Source organism: Ruegeria sp. YTSC325, from assembly GCF_059609525.1.
On sequence record NZ_JBXWLY010000015.1, the window covers coordinates 35,696 to 53,885 of the forward strand.

The window sequence follows — 18,190 nt, forward strand, 5'->3', positions numbered from 1 at the left end:
ATGGGCAAGCGAACACGTCCGACTTATGCGGCCCATGAAGTGCTGGTGGCACAGGCCAGATCAAACCCTGAATTGTGGAGGCTTTTTGCGGGTCTAGGATTGATCGTCGCGGTCGTTATCGCATTGAACCTTGCGATTTTCGCTTTCGCGGCTTGGGTGGGATCCTCCGCTTGGGCCGCTGGGCTTTTGACCGGATCGACACCATTCGCGCTGCTTGTGTTGCTGGCCAGCTTTGCATTCGTGACTGTCGGAGTAAGATTGGCCGTACGGCAAGTACACCACAGAAACTTGCGATCGGTCTTGGGCCCGTTTCCGGAAACCCTTGTCCAATTCTGGCGCGTTTTCAGAACATTGCTCTTGCTTGGAGCGGTCGTTGCCGTTTTGCCACCTTACGACATGGGCACCGAGTTGATCTCCAATACACCACTTGCGACATGGCTGATGTTTTTACCTTTGTCGCTTGCAGCTGTCCTGATTCAAACAAGCGCCGAAGAGATCCTGTTCCGCGGCTATATACAACAGTCTTTGGCGGCGCGATTCCGGTCGCCATTTATTTGGATCGGTGTGCCGTCCATTTTATTTGCAGCTGGTCACTACGCACCCGGAACCGCCGGTTCCAATGCTGGTCTTATTGCGCTGTGGTCCTGCATGTTTGGCGTTTTGGCTGCGGACCTAACGGCCCGAGCAGGCACATTGGGACCCGCAATCGCGCTACACTTCTTTAATAACATCATTGCGTTATTGTTTATCTCGCTGCCTGATAGCCTCAGCAGCCTTGCGCTTTACGTGCTACCATACGACATGTCGGATACCGATGTTCTGCGGCAGTGGCTACTTGTCGATTTCGCTGTGATGATTGTCGGATGGCTCGCTGCACGACTTGCACTCAGGCGTTGATTGCATTTCTTTCCGTAGCGTCTTATTTGACGTCAAAGCCGCATCAGCAAGGTTCCGATATGAACTGGATCACAAACTACGTCCGCCCCCGGATCAACTCGATTTTCTCTCGCCGGGAAGTGCCAGAAAATCTCTGGCACAAGTGCGACGAATGCGGAACCATGTTGTTTCACCGCGAATTGGCAGAAAACCAGAATGTCTGCACCCAGTGCGACCATCACATGGCAATCACCCCGCGCGACCGCTTTGCGCATCTCTTTGATGGCGGCATTTTCACCGAAGTCGACGTACCCGCCCCCCAGGATGATCCGCTGCAGTTCCGCGATCAGAAAAAATACCCCGACCGCATGAAGGCGGCGCAGAAAAAGACCGGCGAAAAAGAGGCGATGCTGGTCGCCGCTGGCGAAATTGGCCGCACCCCGATCATTGCCGCTGCTCAGGACTTCTCGTTCATGGGCGGTTCCATGGGCATGTACGTAGGCAATGCCATCATCGCTGCCGCGCAAGAGGCGGTAAAGCTGAAACGCCCGCTAATCCTGTTTTCTGCTGCCGGTGGAGCGCGGATGCAGGAAGGCATCCTGAGCCTGATGCAGATGCCCCGCACCACGGTCGCGGTTGAGATGCTAAAAGAAGCGAACCTGCCTTATATCGTCGTCCTTACCCACCCGACTACCGGGGGTGTGACCGCGTCTTATGCGATGCTGGGCGACGTGCATATTTCCGAGCCCAACGCACTGATCTGTTTCGCCGGCCCCCGCGTGATCGAGCAGACTATTCGTGAAAAACTGCCCGAAGGGTTCCAGCGGGCCGAATACCTTCTGGATCACGGAATGCTGGACCGTGTGACCAAACGGACCGAAATGCGCGACGAACTGATCACCATCACCCGTATGCTGATGAACCAGCCGCCCGCGGTCAAAGGCGATCTGCCTGCACCCACACCCCAAGAGGCCGAAGCGGCCGCACCCTCGGCTGAAAAATGATATCCTCCTCTTCTGACGTCATCCTTGACCGGATGATGGCGCTGCACCCCAAGATCATAGACCTGACCTTGGACCGCGTCTGGCGTTTGCTGGCCGCACTGGACAATCCGCAGACCAAACTGCCACCGGTGATCCATGTCGCGGGCACCAATGGCAAGGGCTCGACACAGGCCATGATCCGAGCCGGTCTTGAAGGGGCAGGGCTATCGGCTCATGCCTATACCTCACCGCATTTGGCTCGTTTTCATGAACGCATCCGTCTTGCCGGACAGTTGATTTCGGAACCCGCTCTGACCGAGGTACTGGACGAATGCTACGCCTCAAATAATGGCGAAAACATCACCTATTTCGAAATCACGACCTGCGCTGCCCTGCTGGCTTTTGCCAGAACGCAAGCGGACTACACATTGCTCGAGGTGGGCTTGGGTGGCCGTCTGGACGCCACCAACGTGATACATGAGCCCGCTGTGACGGTGATCACGCCCGTGTCCATTGACCACGAACAGTTCCTTGGCAACACGCTTGGCAAGATTGCCGCAGAAAAGGCAGGCATCATCAAACCCGGCGTGCCCTGTATCGTCGGGCCGCAGCAGGATGAGGCGCTCGAGGTTATCGAATACACCGCCGCTCGTCTGGGCGCTCCGCTGTTGATCCACGGCCAACACTGGCATGTCCATGAGGAAAACGGACGCCTGATCTATCAGGACGAAACCGGGTTGCGCGACTTGCCGCTGCCGAACCTGTTGGGCGCACACCAGATTCAGAATGCAGGCGCTGCAGTCGCAGTTCTGCGCCACCTGAATATGGGCGATGACGCCTATGAGGCTGCCGTGACCCGTGCCGAATGGCCCGCACGAATGCAGCGCCTGAAAACAGGTCCGCTGGTCGAGGCCGCCGCCCAGGCCGAACTGTGGTTGGACGGAGGGCACAACGCCGCCGCCGGGATTGCTCTGGCCGATGTGCTGGCGAAACTGCCGCAACGCCCCACGCATATGATCTGCGGGATGCTCAACACCAAAGACGTCACCGGCTATCTGGCCCCGCTGGCGAAACAGGCCCAAAGCCTAACCGCCGTGTCTATTCCCGGCGAGGCCGCAACGCTCAGCGCCGAAGACACCGCAGCCGCGGCCGCCAAAGTCAACCTGCCGGCCAGCACGGCACACAGCGTCGCTGACGCCCTCAACGCCATCACCACCAAAGACCCGCAGGCCCGCGTCCTGATCTGTGGCTCACTCTATCTGGCCGGTCACATCCTGCGCGAAAACGGATGAAACAAATCCGCGTAGCTTCATCTGGCTAAAAATACCTCGGGGGAGGCGCGCAACGCGACGGGGGCAGAGCCCCCTTATTTCCCCCAGTCCCGATCTTGCATCTCCCGCAGGCGTGACGCGGTGCGTTCAAATTCAAACGTCCCTTCGCCTTCGACATACAGCATCTCGGGCTCTGCGGCAGCCGAGCAAATCAACCGGACCTTTGCCTCGTACAGCGCGTCGATCAACGTCACAAACCGCTTGGCCTCGTTGAAATTGTTGCGCGACAGGCGGGGGATATCCTCCAGCACCAACACCTTCAACTCTTCGGCAATGGCCAGATAATCCGCTGGACCCAGCATCCGCCCGCACAGATCATAAAACGAAGCCCGCGCCACGCCGTTGCGGAAGGCCGGTAACTCAACCGCACGCCCTTTGACCTGCAGCACAAGCGGTTCTGCCGTCCCACCCGACAGGTCATTCCACACGCTGCGCACGCTCTGCCGCGCCTCGGGGCCAATCGGTGTGAAATAGACCGGAACGCCCTCCAGCCGGTTCTGGCGATAATCGGTGGGCGAGACCAGCTCCCACACCTGCAACTGCTCTTTGATATGCGCGATGAAGGGCAGAAACAGCTGCCGGTTCAAGCCGTTCTTATATAGTTCATCCGGGTGCCGGTTCGACGTGGTGACGACCACAACGCCTCCAGCATGCAGCAGGTCGAACAACCGCCCCACGATCATCGCATCGGTGATATCGGTGATCTGCATCTCATCAAAAGCCAGCAGGCGCACCGATTTGATCACCTCCTGCGCGACCGGAGCCAGCGCATCCTCGACGCCCTCCTGCCGCGCCCTATGCATCCCGGCGTGGATTTCCTGCATGAAGGCGTGAAAATGCACCCGCCGCGCCGGGATATCGTCCAGCGCGTCCACGAACATATCCATCAGCATCGACTTACCGCGCCCGACACCACCCCACAGATAAAGCCCCTGCGGCGCGGGCGGGGCCTTGCGGAAAAACCCCCGCTTGACCGGCACGGACAGGGCCGCGCGGATGCGTTCGAAATGGGGCAGCACAGCCTCTTGCGCGTCATCTCGCGTCAAAGTGCCATCGGCGACGCGGGCCTCGTACAGCGAAATCAAATCCGTCATAGGCCCGAGCCTTACCCGCCGGGTTGCCGCTTGAAAAGCGGGCATTTTCCTGACGCATCAAATTTCCTTAACTGAAGCGGCAAATCTGCTGATTTGACCAATAGCCAAAAACCTCTAGCGTTCTGGCAAATGGAAATTCGAGGTCTGAATGCCCCACTCTGCGCGTCTTTTTAATCCGATCCTGATCGTGGGCTGCATCATCATCACAGTCAGCTTTGCCGTGCGCGCCTCTTTCGGCGTGTTTCAGATCCCCATTGCCGAGGAGTTCGGCTGGTTACGTACCGATTTCTCGATGGCCATTGCCATCCAGAACCTGGCCTGGGGTATCGGCCAACCGATTTTTGGTGCGATTGCCGAAAAAGTGGGTGACAGACGCGCGATCATACTGGGTGCGCTGACTTATGCGGCTGGGATGGTCTTGTCTGCCTGGTCCGTGACCCCGTTTGAACATCAGACCTATGCGTGGCTGGTGGGGTTTGGCATCGCAGGCACCGGATTTGGCGTGGTTCTGGCCGTCGTAGGCAGGGCCTCGTCAGACGAAAACCGTTCGATGTCGCTGGCCATCGTCACGGCAGCGGGCAGTTTCGGACAGGTACTGGGCGCGCCCGCTGCCGAGTGGATGCTGAGCTTTCTGCCCTGGCAACAGGTATTCATCGTTTTTGCCGTGGCGATTCTGGCGCTTGTGCTGACCCTGCCTTTCATGCGTGCGCCGCATCCCGCCACACGCGCGCAGCTGGAAGAGAGCATGGGCCAGATCGTCGGTCGCGCCTTCCGTGATCCGTCTTATGCGCTGATATTTCTGGGTTTTTTCAGCTGCGGTTATCAATTGGGCTTTGTCACTGCCCATTTCCCCGCCTTTGTGACCGAGATGTGTGGCCCCATTCAGCCTGGCGGCGTCCTCCATTCGGTCGGCATCACCTCGACATCCGCACTGGGGGCCATCTCGATCTCATTGATCGGTCTGGCCAATATCGGCGGCACCTTGCTGGCCGGTTGGGCGGGCAACCACTTTCCCAAGAAATACCTGCTGGCAGGGGTCTACACCGCGCGCACACTTGCGGCGGCAGCGTTTATCGTCTTTCCGATCACGCCAATCTCGGTCATCGTCTTTTCGCTGGTGATGGGATCGCTGTGGCTGGCAACGGTGCCCCTGACCTCGGGGTTGGTCGCGCATCTTTATGGGCTGCGTTACATGGGCACGCTTTATGGCATCATCTTCTTCAGCCATCAGCTTGGTAGCTTTCTGGGTGTCTGGCTGGGCGGGCGCATGTACGACGTTTACGGAGATTACACGATGGTGTGGTGGATCGGCGTCGCCATCGGCGCGTTCAGCGCCATCGTCCACCTACCGATCCGCGAAAACCGCAGTGCAGTCGCCGCCTGAGCTAGAGCGCCTCTTCCGAGTCAAGTAATCCTTCAGCCACCAGCCGGTCGGCCCAACCCTGCGGACCATCGAAATGATGCGTCTGCCAGCCGCGCGCGCGTGCTGTTTCGAGATTTTCCAGCCGGTCATCAGCGAACAGCAGCGATGCAGGCGATAACCCGCAATCATCCTCGACCATTTCATAGATCGGCGCATGAGGTTTGACCGCCTTCATCCGCCCTGAGACATACTGCCGGTCAAATTCATTCAGAAACGGATAAACCGTGGTGGCATAGTCAAAATTCTGCACCCCAAAATTGGTCAGCGCAAAGACCGGAACACCTTTGGTCCGCAACGCCCGCTGCAGCCGGACCGAGTGCGGAATTTCAGGGGCCGCCAGTTCGATCCATTTGTCATGCCACATACGGATCTCATCGCGCCATTCCGGGTATTTCTCGGCCCAGTCATAGATGGTGTCGGTAAAATGATGCCCCTGATCGACCAGATCGTTCATGCCGTGCAGGTCCACTTCGGCAAACATGGCGCGACGGCGATCCTCGCCGATGGTCTTGTCGTAATATCGCTCGGGTTGCCATTCGATCAGCACATTCCCGATGTCAAAAATCACCGCTTCAATCGGCATGCTGCGCCCCTGTCAAATCAATCTGTGATTGCGCCAACTGAACCAATCCCCAACGCAATTTACAAGGCGAAACCGCAGCGCGGAACGCGCTGCCTGGCCCAACGGGAGGACGCGCATCTTTGAAGCGCAGACAACCGGCGGGAGGGTTACGCCCGCAGCGCCGCCCTCAGTTCCCGCTCCAGCGCATCCAGAAACCGCGACCGGTCAGCCTTGCCAAAGGGTTTACCGCCGCCGCCCGCACCCAAGGGGTTGGCTGCGCGCAGATCAGCCATCAGATCGCGCATCGCCAGTTGCTGCCCTATATTGGCCGCCGTGAATGCCTCGCCATTTGGGCGTAGCACCCGCGCGCCTGCCTCGACGCATTTCGCGGCCAAGGGGATGTCGGACGTCACCACCACATCCCCAACCCCACAGCGTTCGGCGATCCATTTATCCGCCTCATCCGCGCCCTCAGAGACGATCACGACCTGCACCAACGGGTTGGCTGACGGCCGCAGCCCGCCATTGGAAACCAGCGCCATAGGTACTTTGTGGCGGGTGGCGACCCGCTCTGCCTCTGTTTTCACCGGGCAGGCGTCGCCGTCGATATAGAGCGTCGTCACGACTTCTTAGCCTGTTTCTCAGCGGGCTTTTTCTTAACCTTGAACTCCTCGGGGATCGGCATCCGGTTGAATGCATCCAATCCGGCGATCTTGTAGGCTTCGGCCAGCGTCGGATAGTTGAACGTGTTCTGCACGAAATAGTCCACGGTGCCCTTCAGGTTCAGCACGGCCTGCGCAATGTGGATCAACTCGGTCGCGCCTTCGCCAACGATCTGCACCCCAAGAACACGGCGGGTTTTCAGCGAGAACAGCATCTTTAGCATCCCGTGTTCCAGCCCCATGATATGCCCGCGCGAGGTTTCGCGGAACCGCGCCACGCCGACCTCATATGGGATGCCGCGTTCCTGCAATTCTTCCTCGGACATGCCGCAAGTGGAAATCTCGGGCACCGAATAGATACCATAAGGATACCACGGGCTTTCCGGCAGGGTCGGGGTCTCCAACGCGTGGCACGCGGCGACGCGACCTTGTTGCAAAGACGTTGACGCCAGCGAGGGGTGCCCAATCACATCTCCTGTGGCATAGATATGCGGCACGGCGGTTTGATAGGTCTTGCGATCTACGTTGATCCGGTTGCGGTGGTCGGTCTCCAGCCCCACAGCCGACAGGTTCAGGGCCGAGGTCGCGCCCATGCGACCGGCGGCGAACAACAGCATCTCTGCCCGCACGTGGCGTCCGTTGTCCAGCGTGACTTCCACATGACCTCCGGCATCCTCAATCTTTTCGACGGCCGAGCCCAGACGTAAATCCACACCGTTTTCGCGGATTTGATGGGTGAAATCATGGATCAACCGGCTGTCGATAAAGTCCAGAAAAGTCTCGCGCGGTTCGATCAGCGTGACCCGCACGTCCAGCGCCGAGAACATGGTGGCGTATTCCACACCAATCACCCCGGCCCCGATCACAACCAGCGAGCGGGGAATTTCGGCCATCTCAAGGAAATCGTCGCCATCGACCACGGTCTTGCCATTGAAGGGCACGTAATCGGGCCGATAGGTCTTGGTTCCGGTGGCAATCAGGAATTTCGCGGCGGTCAGGCGGGTAGTCTCGCCCGCGTCCGTCGCAACTTCAACTTCATGCGGGCCGATGAATTTGGCCAGACCGTTCAGCGTTTCCACGTGGTTGCGGTTGAACTGATGTTCCAGCACGTCCACCTCATGATCCAGCGTCATATGCAGACGCGCCTTGAGGTCTTCGGCCCGGATCTGATCTTTTACCCTGTAGGAACGGCCGTAAAAGCTGCGCTCGCGCCAGCCTGACAGGTTCAGAACTGTTTCCCGCAGGGTCTTTGACGGGATGGTGCCAGTATGTACCGATACTCCGCCCAGCCTATCCTTGCGGTCGATCACCAAGACGCGTCTTTGCAGTTTGCCTGCCTGAATCGCGGCCGCCCGCCCCGAGGGGCCAGACCCGATGATGATCAGGTCGTAATCGTAATCGCTCATGCGTTAGTCCCCGTACAGCGCCTCGGCGTGGAAGGTGATGTGGTCTTCCATGAAGGTCGACACAAAGAAATACGAATGGTCATAGCCCGGCTGTAGGCGATAGGTTGCCTGTTGGCGACGCTCTGCAATCGCCTGCGCCAGCGCCTCGGGGCGCAACAGGTCGATGAACTGATCGCTAGCGCCGGTGTCAATCAGGACGGGACCGTCAAAGCCCTTTTCCTTCATCATAAGCGAGGCGTCATGTTTGGCCCATGCGGCCTCATCCTCACCCAGATAGGCGCTCAGCTGCTTACGGCCCCAATCGGCCCCCGTTGGGTTCGAGATCGGCGCAAAGGCCGAGACCGAGCGATAGCGCCCCGGCAGGTTCATTGCCAGCGTCAGCGCACCGTGGCCGCCCATCGAATGGCCGGTGATGGCCTGACGGTCCATGTCGATGGCAAAGTTTTCGGCCAGCAGGGCAGGTAACTCCTCGGCCACGTAATCCCACATGTTGAAATGTGGTGCCCAGGGGGTCTGGATCGCGTTCACGTAAAAGCCCGCACCTTGACCCAGATCGTAGTCGTCGTGATCAGCCACGCCTGCACCACGGGGCGAGGTATCAGGGAACACCACCGCGATGCCTTGTTCCGCCGCCCAGGCTTGCGCGCCCGCTTTGGTCATGGCGTTTTCATGGGTGCAGGTCAGGCCCGAAAGATACCAGAGGACCGGGACGGGGCCGTCCTTGGCCTCGGCCGGCAGAAACAGGCCAAAGGTCATGTCACATTGGCAGGCAGTCGAGGCATGGCGGTAGACGCCCTGAACGCCTCCGAAGCAGGTGTTTTCCGAAACGGTTTCCATCTGACTTTTGTCCTTACGTTAGGGTTGCGCCATGGCTAACGTTCCCAACACGGCTCGTAAAGTGCGGTGGTCAATACTGCTGGCATTTTTAAAAAAGGTGAAGATCAGGGCGTTCCGACCCAAGCGATCACCAATGGCACAGTCAAGATGCTGGCTGCAGTTGACAGCAAGATCGCGGCCGACGCCCGATGTGGCGCAACGTTGTAATGCGCCGCAAGCATATAGACGTTCCCAGCGACCGGCAGCGCGGCCGCCGCAATCGCGACAGCAGCGGGGAAGGGCGCGATGGGAAAGATCCAAAGCAACGCAATGGCCACACATGCCGGATGGATGACAAGTTTGCAGAAACTCAGCCAACCGGCCACATGCACGCGCTCAGCCGACTTGCTGGCCAGCGAGGCTCCGATAGCGAACAGAGCGCCGGGCGTAGCAGCCCCCCCAAGGATCGTGAGAAAATCATTAAGCGGCGCGGGAACAGGCATCTGAAACGCGGACCAAAGCATCCCCGCCGAAATCGAGACGATCATCGGGTTTTTTACCAGACCCAACCCAATCAGTTTGAAAGTGGCTGGGGTGAGCCGTCCGTCTCTGCCCCCGTTGATCAGGATCACGATCAATGACGAAAACACCACCAGATCAACCGTCAGAACCAGCATCACGGGGCCAATTGCAGCTTCTGTGAAAAGAAGGGCCAGCATAGGCAAACCGAGGAAGCCGACATTGCCGATGGCTGCGCACTGTGCTTCTACCGCTGCGGTCGGCACGTCCAGCCCTCGGAACCAGGCGACAAGCGTTGCCAGCAGATAAACCACTACTGTTCCCGCTAGATACCCGATAACAAGCCTGGGGTTGAAGATCTCGGCAAAGGGCAGGGTCGCGGCAAAGCGGAACAACATGGCCGACAAGGCAAAATAGAACACGAATTTGGTCAGATAAGCCGTCGCTTCCTCGGTGAAGAACCGGGTACGACCCGCCCAATATCCAAGGCCGATGATCGCAAAGAAAGGAAGCGTGCGCAGAAAGATATCGACCATGCCGGAAGTGTTAGCACAGATTGATCGCGCGGCAAGCTCCATCGCAAGGTCCGATATTCGACAGCCTGACTTGCGAAATTACAATATTTGATTGCGCGTTCAGAATTGCTTTGGTGCGAATCGTTGTATCTGAACTGACCGGTTTATAAACTCCTACATATACTGTTGGGAGAGAGCATGTCTGAAACCGCAGCCATTCTGCGCACAGGTCGCAAATTCGATCAGGTTCTGAAAGGCGCGCGAGAAGTCTTCATGGCCGATGGTTTCGAAGGTGCAAGCGTTGATGACATCGCCCGCGTTGCCGGCGTCTCGAAGGCAACACTTTATAGTTACTTCCCCGACAAACGCCTTTTGTTCATGGAAGTTGCCCAAACCGAATGCACACGTATGGCCGAGCATGTGGTGTCCCTGGTCGATGACTCACTTCCGGCACGCGAAGTCATGATGATCACGGCCAAACAACTGACGGCCTTCTTGGTCTCAGATTTTGCGCAGCAGGTTTTTCGCATTTGCGTGGCCGAACGCGACAGGTTCCCAGAACTGGGCGAAGCATTCTACGAGGCCGGACCAAAACACGGCACCGGCCACATCGCCGAGTATCTGCAAAAAGCGGTAAACAAAGGGGAACTGCTTATTGACGATGTTCAACTTGCTGCTGAACAATTCTCGGAATTGTGCAAGGTGCGGATTTGGACATTGTCGGCCTTTGGTATTCAGACAAGCTTCTCACAAAACGAAATTGATGAAATAGCTTCGCAAGCAGTCGACATGTTCATGGCGCGGTACGGTGCATTACGACCGGGCACAACCTGAACTGACCAAAATTTAAGCACTTGTTTCAACATCCTGCACAGCGCCGTCCTTAGATTTGACAGGTTGCGCGTTCTGAAGAACCCTTGATCACAGCAAGCTAAGGGTATTCGACCATTGACCAGTGACTCCAACAGTTTTTCGCGCCGGTTGGGCGAGTTGCTCGACCGGATTTATCCGGATCACGATCAGGTCGCACTCGCCGAGCAGATCACACACGCATTTTGGCCGCCGCAAACGCACAGACGCAGACAAGGTCGCAAGCCAGGAAACAAGTTGTGGTCGGAAAAAGACAGCGTCTTGATAACTTATGGCAACTCGATCGAAGATCAGGTCCACAAGCCCCTTGACCTGCTGCACGACTTTTTGGTGCGACACCTAAGTGGGGTAGTCAACGGTGTGCATATCCTGCCGTTTTTTCCATTCACCTCCGATGACGGTTTTGCAGTCTCAGACTACTACAGCGTCAGCACTCAGCTTGGGGATTGGCCTGATATCACCCGGATCGCTACTGATTTTCATCTGATGTCCGATCTGGTCCTGAACCATGTGTCCAGTCAGGGCAGCTGGTTCACAAACTACTTGCAGGGCAAAGCGCCACACGATCGGTTTTTCTTTGAAGCCTCTCCCGAAGACGACCTGTCGCAAGTTGTCAGGCCGCGCACCACGCCCTTGCTGCGGCAAGTCGAGACCAGCGCAGGTGAGAAATACGTCTGGTGCACATTTTCCCACGATCAGGTTGACCTGGATTTCTCAAATCCCGCAGTTCTGATCGAAATGCTGCGGATCATACGACTGCACATCGACAAAGGCGTTCGTATTCTGCGCCTTGATGCAGTTGCTTTTGTTTGGAAGGAAATTGGAACAAACTGTATTCACCTGCCGCAAACCCATGCCATCGTACAGCTGCTGCGGCTGCTGTGCGACTATGCGACCGAAACGCTGGTTCTGTTGACGGAAACCAATGTACCCCGGACCGAGAACCTTAGTTATTTTGGCAACCGGAACGAGGCGCACGCGGTTTACAACTTCCCTCTGCCACCGTTGATCCTGCACGCGCTGCAATCAGGCACAGCGCAATTTCTACGCGAATGGCAGGCCGCCATGCCCCCGGCGCAATTAGGTTGCGCATATCTGAACTTCACCGCATCTCATGACGGTATCGGGATGCGCCCTGCTGAGGGATTGCTGCCGCCGGACGAAAAAGACCGCATGATCGACACGGTCCGTAGGATCGGAGGTCTGGTCTCGATGCGCGCACTGCCGGACGGGCGGGAAGAACCCTACGAGCTGAACTGCGGTTATTTTGAAGCCATGACCGAAACATTTCACGGCCCCGATCAATACCATCTGGCGCGTTTCATCTGCTCGCAGACCATCGTAATGTCACTTGAGGGGATACCGGCGTTCTACATCCATTCCCTGTTGGCCACACCGAATGATCACGAGGCTGTCGAACGGCGCGGCATGAACCGGGCGATCAACAGGCATCGCTGGCACTATCCCGATTTGTTGGCACGTCTGGCTGATCCGGGGTCAAATCAGGCGCTGGTGTTGTCGGAGCTGTCCAAACGTCTGCGCCTGCGGTCGCAGCAACCGGCGTTTCACCCTAACGCCACGCAGTTTACTCTGCGGCTGGATGATCGCGTCTTTGGCATCTGGCGGCAGAGTCTGGATCGCAGCCAGTCGATCTTTGCGCTGCACAATGTCTCGACCGAGCAGGTCCATGTCAGCCCCGCCGAGATCAACATGATCGCCGAAGAGATCTGGACTGACGCATTGACGGGCGAAATCCTTGCCACCAACGGCCCGGATATTGTTCTGGCGCCATATCAGTGCCGCTGGATCACGAACGCGGGCTGAATTCGTCCAGATCGTCGGAAACGGCGGCTTTCAGACGAAGCAGAAACTCGGGGTCGGCCGAATGCACGCGGTTCCACGTGGGGATGAACGGTGTCTCATGCGGGTTGTCTAGAAATATTTGCCCGGCACGGATGATGTTCTCGGCGAACAGCTCGATGGATTTCTCTTCCTTGTGACGATCCAGTTCCAGCCCGTTCATCTTGGCGTCAGTATAGTAACCCTCGAGCAGATCCAGCGCCGAACGGTAATAGGTCGCCTTGAGTGTGCGGAAGGTGTTAGGCGTGAACACCGTGCCGTCAGCGGCCAATTTGCGGAAGATCGCCTTGCAGATATCCGTGGACATACGCGACAACCCCCGATTTGCGTCCTCGGGTGATAAGTCCTGATGCTTGTGGTCATAGTTATCGGCAATTTCGACTTGGCAGACGGATTTCGGAGCCAGATTACGCCACGCCTCGGACAACACGCCGATCTCAAGCCCCCAATCCGAGGGGATACGCAAGTCGGGCAGCGTAGGGGTGCGGATGGCGAATTCGCCCGACAGCGGATAACGGAAACTGCGCAGGTAATCGAGGTAATCCCGGTCGCCAATGACCTTTTTCAGCGCGATCAGCAGCGGACTTACCAACAGGCGCGTGACGCGGCCGTTCAGCTTGCCGTTGCCGACGCGGGGGTAGAACCCCTTGGCCATCTGAAAGGGAAAAGTCGGGTTGACCACCGGATAGACCAGCCGGTCCAACATCTCGCGGTTATAGGTGACGATATCACAATCATGGATCGCCATCACCGAACTGTCGGCGCAGGCCAGAAGATAGCCGATGCAGGACCAAACGTTTTTGCCTTTGCCCGGCTCTTGCGGGGCCAGACCCATCTCACGCAGTTGGGATTCCAGCGCGGTCAGGCGGGGGCTGTCATTCCAGATGACCGCATGGTTTTGCGGCAGATCGGCAAAGAAGGTTCGGGCACGGCGGTATTGATCCTCATCCGCCTGATCCAGTCCAATGATGATCCGGTGGAGGTAAGGCACCTGTGCTAGCTCATTTAGAATTCCGGTCAGCGCAGGGCCTTCCAGTTCGGAATAAAGGCAAGGCAGAATGAGAGTGATTTTTCGGGTCTCGGCAAAAACCGAGATCTCATGCGTCAGATGCCCGGCCGGTCGGCTGCGCAAATTATGCAGCGTCGTGATGTTTCCGTTCTGATGGAAATCTGCCATATGAAATGCCCCGTTCTTATCGAAGGTCCGCCGTCAGGGTCAGGATCGCATCCGACCACCCTTGCGGTCCACTCTGTTGTGTTCTGAGAACCCGCGCTTCTACCGGCGCAGGGAAAGGTGGTATGTTGGGGCCGTGCGGATTGGCGACCACGACGCCCTGATCTGCGGCCTGTATCATCTCGATATCATTGGGCGCATCACCCAGCGCAATCGTGCGGACAGGACGCATATGCCTCACGACTTCACGCATCGCATCCGCTTTGGTCTGACCAAAGGAAATAGTCAGAAACCGCCCGCCTTTTCGTGCGTAAAGCCCATGAGCGCGAGCCGCCTCCAGAAATTCTGCGAGGTCTACATCGGAACCGGTCCAAACTCCGGGCTCGCTAAACTTTCGTTGACGCGCCAAGTTTGCTTGCTGGGAGCTCAACCCAGTTTTCTGCGCAACCTCATCGATCGTCATGTCGCCGAAGCCGACAAATCCCTGAGGCAGCTTTTTCAGCAAGGCGCGCAAGCGTGGATAGTCATCTTCACCCTCATCGGCATCGCCCGGCCAAAGTATTCCAGCGCCGTTTTCCACAATCGCAGGCATATCTGCCTGTCCCATAGCGTCCCGTAGGGGGATGATTTCCTGCGCTGTTTTACTGCTGGCAAGAACCACACCGGTGCCTATCTCAGCAAGGCGTTTCAATCCCGGCTTGGCGGCAGACCAACTATAGTTGTTGTGGTCCAGTAACGTGCCATCCAAATCAGAAAACACCAGTATAGGCAGCGGGCGTTTCATCTCGGGCTTAAGTCAATTCGTTGTATCATCCGCTGAAACGGTAAAATCCCGCTTTGTGGGATGTAAATCCATTCTGTCGAAATTCCGGTCAATTGAGTTGCCCGCGCCCAAAAATTAGGCGCGGGCGATCTGGCTTACTCGATAAATGTCTTAGCAAGACGGTCACTGATAGGTTGAGCCAGATAGGTGAACACTGCTCGTTCGCCTGTGTTCACAAACAGATCGGCGGGCATTCCCGGCACAAGGTCCAGCGCCGTTACAGCGATGGGCTGCCGGGCGTCGAGTTTGACGCGCGCCTTGTAGTATGCCTCGCCAGTGCGGTCGTCTTCCAGCGCGTCAGCCGAGATATCAAAGATCTCGCCACTGGCCTCCGGCACATCGGCTTGGGCAAAGGCGGACAGACGGATACGAGTGGTCTGACCGATATAGAGCTTGTCGATATCACCCGTTTTTATCCGCGCTTCTACGATCAGGTTCTGATCCGCCGGAACGATGTCCATGATGGGTTCACCCGGACGGATTACGCCGCCATTGGTGGACACCGCAAGGTTTACGACCCGACCACTGGTTGGGGCCAGAACTTGAGTACGTTGCATCCGCGCCAGCGTTCCCGCGAACTGAGGCCGAACCAGATCAAGCTGCGCCTCAACCACAGCCAGCTCTCCGGCGATCACCTCATCACGCAGCTTCTTTTGACTCAGCAGGGACAATTCCAGTTCCTGCATTTGGTCTTCGGCCTGCGCGATCTGAGTGCGCAACGATGCATCTGCGCCGTTTAGACGCTCAAGCTCGATCTGGCGTGCGCTGACGCGCGTGACCGCGACCAAACCCTTGTCCAACAGCTTTTGAAGGTTCGCCAACTCGACATTGGTAATGTCGATCTGATTTTTTGTACTGCGACGTTGTTCCTCAAGGCCAGCAACTTGGTTACGCAGAGCCGAGATACGCTGAGCATTGATCTGCGCCTCGGTCCGCCTTGCGCGCGCTTCGGCGTCGAATAATTGTTTTTGTGTCAGATAAGGCGAGACCCAGTGCAAGCGATCCATACCGTCCCGATAACCTGACATCGCAGTGGTTTCGTCGAATTGCTCCTGCCCGCTCATTTGCGCCAGTAGGCGCGCGCGGCGAACAGACAGCTCACCCAACTGGCTACCTTGCACGCTCAGTTCAACGTCGATCTCGGTGCTGTCTAACTGAACCAAAGGTTGGCCTTGCCGCACGAATTCCCCGTCTGCCACAAGGATCGAGCGGATGATGCCGCCGTCTAGATGCTCGACCGTTTTGCGATCGCCTTCGACCACGAATGAGGCAGGGGCAACCACAGCGCCATCCAGCTTGGACACGACCGCCCAATAGGCGCTGCCGCCGACGAAAACCGCCAGCGTGAACAGGCCGAAAAGAACATAGCGTCCGATGCCCGCCGAGGTTTCATTGATCTCTTTCAGCTGTGCCTCGTGAAAGGACACGGCGGTGTTGGATTTGGAATACTTCACCAGGTCGGTCATTGGGCTGCTCCGCTGATCTGAGTTTCATTTGCTGGGTGGGCAACCGGCTTAACCGCGCCCGATTGCGTCGGGGTGTTCAAAACGTTGCGGCGGTTGACCTTCATGACATCGTCTTTTTCGCCAAACTGGGTCTGGTTCCCATTGCGCAGCACCATGACCTTATTTGCCGCCTGCAATGTCGCCGGACGGTGGGTCATGACGATCGCGATGGCACCTCGAGCTTGAGCCGCCAACAGCGCATCGCGCAGAGCCTGCTCACCATCGGCATCAAGGTCCGAGTTGGGCTCATCCAGCACAAGAACGAACGGATCACCGTATAAGGCGCGGGCCAGAGCAAGACGCTGACGTTGCCCACCTGACAGGAAAAACCCTTGACCGATGCGTGTTTCATAACCTTCCGGCAAGCTGCTGATCATCTCGTGGACCCCGGCCTCGCGCGCCGAGCGCAGCACTTCGGCATCGTCTATCGCGGTGGAAAAACGCCCGATATTTTCACGGATGGTCCCGTCGAACAGCTCAACATCCTGCGGCAAGTAACCGATCTGTTTGCCCAAATCCTCGCCGTTCCATTTCGACACCGGACTTCCATCCAGCAAGACCTCTCCGCGTTGAGGAAACCAGATACCGGCAAGCATTTTACCCAAGGTGGTTTTGCCAGATCCGCTGTGGCCGATAATGGCCAGAACATCCCCGGCTTTAAGGCTGAAATCGATACTGCGGATGTTGGCAGTGATAGCACGCGGCGGGCCAGCCTGCGCGATCTTGACGTCTAGGGTCTTGAAGGCTCGGGGCAGGTTCAGGTTCGGCGGTGCATCCGCGTAATCTTCGGTCAACTGCTTAAGCTTGGAATACGACCCGCGCGCAGCCAGGAAGGTGCGCCATTGGCCGATCAGTTGGTCAATGGGCGACAGCGCTCGGGCCAGAACAATAGTTGCGGCGATCATGACACCTGCGGTCGACTCGCCCGAAATAGCCAACGCAGCACCCAAACCCAAAATGGCCGATTGCAGACCCATCCGAACGGTCTTGGACACCACCGAAAAGCTTGCTACACGATCCGCTGCGCTTGTTTTGTAGCGGTGCGCGTCCGATTGCAAAGCAGTCCAGCGACGAACCAAATCACCTTTCATTCCCAGCGCATGAACCAGTTCTGCGTTCCGGTCGCTTGTGTCGAACAGCGCGTCCGAACGACCTCGGGCCTGTGAAGCTTGCTCCATCGGACCACGCGCACGGGCGTTGTTGATCAGCGCCATGATTGACAGGGTAACTGCTCCGACCAGACCCAGCAGGCCCAGAAGCGGATGCAAGACGTACAAGACCATCAAGTAGATCGGGATCCATGGTGCATCGAAAAAGGCCGTTAAGGTGGTGCCCGAAATAAACTCACGAAATCCGTTGACGTCTTCGACCAGGTTTTCCCCACTGGAGGTTTCGCCTTGAACCCGACGAAGCATGGCTGCGTTCAGAACCGGTGCGCCAACGCTTAATTCAAAACGGGCCGCCAAATGTCCCAGAATGCGCATCCGCATCAGATCAAGGCACGCAATCACGACGAATACACCCGCCAGCAGCACGGAGAGTGCGATCAGGGTGTCGGCATTTTGGCTTGTCAGAACGCGGTCATAGACCTGAAGCATGTAAAGTGGCCCGGCCAGCATTAGCAAGTTCAGGAACAGGCTGAAGAAGGCGACAGCGACAAAGCCCTTGCGCAGTGACCCCCAGGCAGTTTTGACGGGATTGGCTTGCTTGAACATTTCCTTGACCCTTTCCGGTTTGAAAAACGGGGCAGCACGTAGCCGCCCCGCTGTTG

Annotated in this window: 16 protein-coding genes; 6 read left to right on the top strand and 10 right to left on the bottom strand. The window is 57.6% G+C overall.

Annotation, left to right across the window (positions count from 1 at the left end; genetic code table 11):
- Genes AC2FF7_RS18245 through AC2FF7_RS18255 form a run of 3 tightly spaced genes read left to right on the top strand, consistent with a single transcriptional unit; the run spans nucleotide 1 to nucleotide 3,151 of the window.
- A complete protein-coding gene (locus AC2FF7_RS18245) occupies nucleotides 1–897 on the top strand; it encodes a CPBP family intramembrane glutamic endopeptidase (RefSeq protein WP_480868225.1) in 897 nt (298 codons plus the stop codon).
- Nucleotides 898–956: 59 nt separating this feature from the next.
- The gene (gene accD / locus AC2FF7_RS18250; protein WP_480868227.1) at nucleotides 957–1,880 is read left to right on the top strand and encodes an acetyl-CoA carboxylase, carboxyltransferase subunit beta; all 924 of its coding nucleotides are present in this window, start codon (nucleotides 957–959) and stop codon (nucleotides 1,878–1,880) included.
- Nucleotides 1,877–3,151 (top strand): bifunctional folylpolyglutamate synthase/dihydrofolate synthase, encoded by a 1,275-nt coding sequence (locus AC2FF7_RS18255; protein ID WP_496906102.1) that lies wholly within the window; start codon nucleotides 1,877–1,879, stop codon nucleotides 3,149–3,151. Before accD ends, AC2FF7_RS18255 begins: the two co-directional genes overlap by 4 nt.
- 74 nt (nucleotides 3,152–3,225) lie before the next feature.
- Here AC2FF7_RS18255 and zapE read toward each other — a convergent pair whose 3' ends face one another.
- Nucleotides 3,226–4,284: a cell division protein ZapE gene (zapE, locus tag AC2FF7_RS18260; protein WP_496906103.1), complete on the bottom strand. Its 1,059-nt coding sequence runs from the start codon at nucleotides 4,282–4,284 to the stop codon at nucleotides 3,226–3,228.
- Nucleotides 4,285–4,432: 148 nt separating this feature from the next.
- Here zapE and AC2FF7_RS18265 point away from each other — a divergent pair, with 148 nt between their 5' ends.
- Complete coding sequence (locus AC2FF7_RS18265; RefSeq protein WP_480868231.1) at nucleotides 4,433–5,668, top strand: MFS transporter; 1,236 nt, start codon at nucleotides 4,433–4,435, stop codon at nucleotides 5,666–5,668.
- Nucleotide 5,669: 1 nt separating this feature from the next.
- Here the strand turns inward: AC2FF7_RS18265 and AC2FF7_RS18270 are convergent, their stop codons facing one another.
- The 5 genes from AC2FF7_RS18270 to AC2FF7_RS18290 form a co-directional block, all read right to left on the bottom strand.
- Nucleotides 5,670–6,290, bottom strand: coding sequence for an HAD family hydrolase (locus tag AC2FF7_RS18270; protein ID WP_170755757.1), 621 nt, complete (start codon nucleotides 6,288–6,290; stop codon nucleotides 5,670–5,672).
- A 146-nt stretch (nucleotides 6,291–6,436) separates the two neighbouring features.
- Nucleotides 6,437–6,892, bottom strand: coding sequence for a YaiI/YqxD family protein (locus AC2FF7_RS18275; protein WP_480868233.1), 456 nt, complete (start codon nucleotides 6,890–6,892; stop codon nucleotides 6,437–6,439).
- A complete protein-coding gene (gene sthA, locus AC2FF7_RS18280; protein ID WP_480868235.1) occupies nucleotides 6,889–8,337 on the bottom strand; it encodes a Si-specific NAD(P)(+) transhydrogenase in 1,449 nt (482 codons plus the stop codon). The genes AC2FF7_RS18275 and sthA overlap by 4 nt, the downstream gene beginning before the upstream one ends.
- Nucleotides 8,338–8,340: 3 nt before the next feature.
- Nucleotides 8,341–9,174 (bottom strand): S-formylglutathione hydrolase, encoded by an 834-nt coding sequence (fghA, locus tag AC2FF7_RS18285; RefSeq protein WP_480868237.1) that lies wholly within the window; start codon nucleotides 9,172–9,174, stop codon nucleotides 8,341–8,343.
- Between the two features lie 104 nt (nucleotides 9,175–9,278).
- A complete protein-coding gene (locus AC2FF7_RS18290; protein WP_170755761.1) occupies nucleotides 9,279–10,208 on the bottom strand; it encodes an AEC family transporter in 930 nt (309 codons plus the stop codon).
- A 177-nt stretch (nucleotides 10,209–10,385) separates the two neighbouring features.
- Between AC2FF7_RS18290 and AC2FF7_RS18295 the strand changes: the two genes are divergently transcribed.
- Together AC2FF7_RS18295 and AC2FF7_RS18300 are read left to right on the top strand one after the other, a co-directional pair.
- Nucleotides 10,386–11,021 (top strand): TetR/AcrR family transcriptional regulator, encoded by a 636-nt coding sequence (locus tag AC2FF7_RS18295; RefSeq protein WP_480868239.1) that lies wholly within the window; start codon nucleotides 10,386–10,388, stop codon nucleotides 11,019–11,021.
- A gap of 114 nt (nucleotides 11,022–11,135) precedes the next feature.
- On the top strand, nucleotides 11,136–12,881 hold the full coding sequence (locus AC2FF7_RS18300) for a sugar phosphorylase (RefSeq protein ID WP_496906104.1): 1,746 nt from the start codon (nucleotides 11,136–11,138) through the stop codon (nucleotides 12,879–12,881).
- Here AC2FF7_RS18300 and AC2FF7_RS18305 read toward each other — a convergent pair.
- The 4 genes from AC2FF7_RS18305 to AC2FF7_RS18320 all read right to left on the bottom strand — a co-directional run bounded on the left by AC2FF7_RS18305 (nucleotide 12,865) and on the right by AC2FF7_RS18320 (nucleotide 18,134).
- Nucleotides 12,865–14,094 (bottom strand): glycosyltransferase family protein, encoded by a 1,230-nt coding sequence (locus AC2FF7_RS18305; protein WP_496906105.1) that lies wholly within the window; start codon nucleotides 14,092–14,094, stop codon nucleotides 12,865–12,867. The genes AC2FF7_RS18300 and AC2FF7_RS18305 overlap by 17 nt on opposite strands.
- 16 nt (nucleotides 14,095–14,110) lie before the next feature.
- Nucleotides 14,111–14,875, bottom strand: coding sequence for an HAD-IIB family hydrolase (locus AC2FF7_RS18310; protein WP_480868244.1), 765 nt, complete (start codon nucleotides 14,873–14,875; stop codon nucleotides 14,111–14,113).
- 134 nt (nucleotides 14,876–15,009) lie between these two features.
- The gene (locus tag AC2FF7_RS18315; RefSeq protein WP_496906106.1) at nucleotides 15,010–16,380 is read right to left on the bottom strand and encodes an HlyD family type I secretion periplasmic adaptor subunit; all 1,371 of its coding nucleotides are present in this window, start codon (nucleotides 16,378–16,380) and stop codon (nucleotides 15,010–15,012) included.
- Entirely contained in the window at nucleotides 16,377–18,134 is a 1,758-nt protein-coding gene (locus AC2FF7_RS18320; RefSeq protein ID WP_496906107.1) for a type I secretion system permease/ATPase, read from the bottom strand. Before AC2FF7_RS18320 ends, AC2FF7_RS18315 begins: the two co-directional genes overlap by 4 nt.
- Nucleotides 18,135–18,190: the final 56 nt, after the last annotated feature.

Excerpts from the sequence above, each read along its gene's own strand:
- AC2FF7_RS18245 (WP_480868225.1), top strand. The coding sequence starts at position 1 with ATGGGCAAGCGAACACGTCCGACTTATGCGGCCCATGAAGTGCTGGTG.
- accD (WP_480868227.1), top strand. The coding sequence starts at position 957 with ATGAACTGGATCACAAACTACGTCCGCCCCCGGATCAACTCGATTTTC.
- AC2FF7_RS18255 (WP_496906102.1), top strand. The coding sequence starts at position 1,877 with ATGATATCCTCCTCTTCTGACGTCATCCTTGACCGGATGATGGCGCTG.
- zapE (WP_496906103.1), bottom strand. The coding sequence starts at position 4,284 with ATGACGGATTTGATTTCGCTGTACGAGGCCCGCGTCGCCGATGGCACT.
- AC2FF7_RS18265 (WP_480868231.1), top strand. The coding sequence starts at position 4,433 with ATGCCCCACTCTGCGCGTCTTTTTAATCCGATCCTGATCGTGGGCTGC.
- AC2FF7_RS18270 (WP_170755757.1), bottom strand. The coding sequence starts at position 6,290 with ATGCCGATTGAAGCGGTGATTTTTGACATCGGGAATGTGCTGATCGAA.
- sthA (WP_480868235.1), bottom strand. The coding sequence starts at position 8,337 with ATGAGCGATTACGATTACGACCTGATCATCATCGGGTCTGGCCCCTCG.
- fghA (WP_480868237.1), bottom strand. The coding sequence starts at position 9,174 with ATGGAAACCGTTTCGGAAAACACCTGCTTCGGAGGCGTTCAGGGCGTC.
- AC2FF7_RS18290 (WP_170755761.1), bottom strand. The coding sequence starts at position 10,208 with ATGGTCGATATCTTTCTGCGCACGCTTCCTTTCTTTGCGATCATCGGC.
- AC2FF7_RS18295 (WP_480868239.1), top strand. The coding sequence starts at position 10,386 with ATGTCTGAAACCGCAGCCATTCTGCGCACAGGTCGCAAATTCGATCAG.
- AC2FF7_RS18305 (WP_496906105.1), bottom strand. The coding sequence starts at position 14,094 with ATGGCAGATTTCCATCAGAACGGAAACATCACGACGCTGCATAATTTG.
- AC2FF7_RS18310 (WP_480868244.1), bottom strand. The coding sequence starts at position 14,875 with ATGAAACGCCCGCTGCCTATACTGGTGTTTTCTGATTTGGATGGCACG.
- AC2FF7_RS18315 (WP_496906106.1), bottom strand. The coding sequence starts at position 16,380 with ATGACCGACCTGGTGAAGTATTCCAAATCCAACACCGCCGTGTCCTTT.
- AC2FF7_RS18320 (WP_496906107.1), bottom strand. The coding sequence starts at position 18,134 with ATGTTCAAGCAAGCCAATCCCGTCAAAACTGCCTGGGGGTCACTGCGC.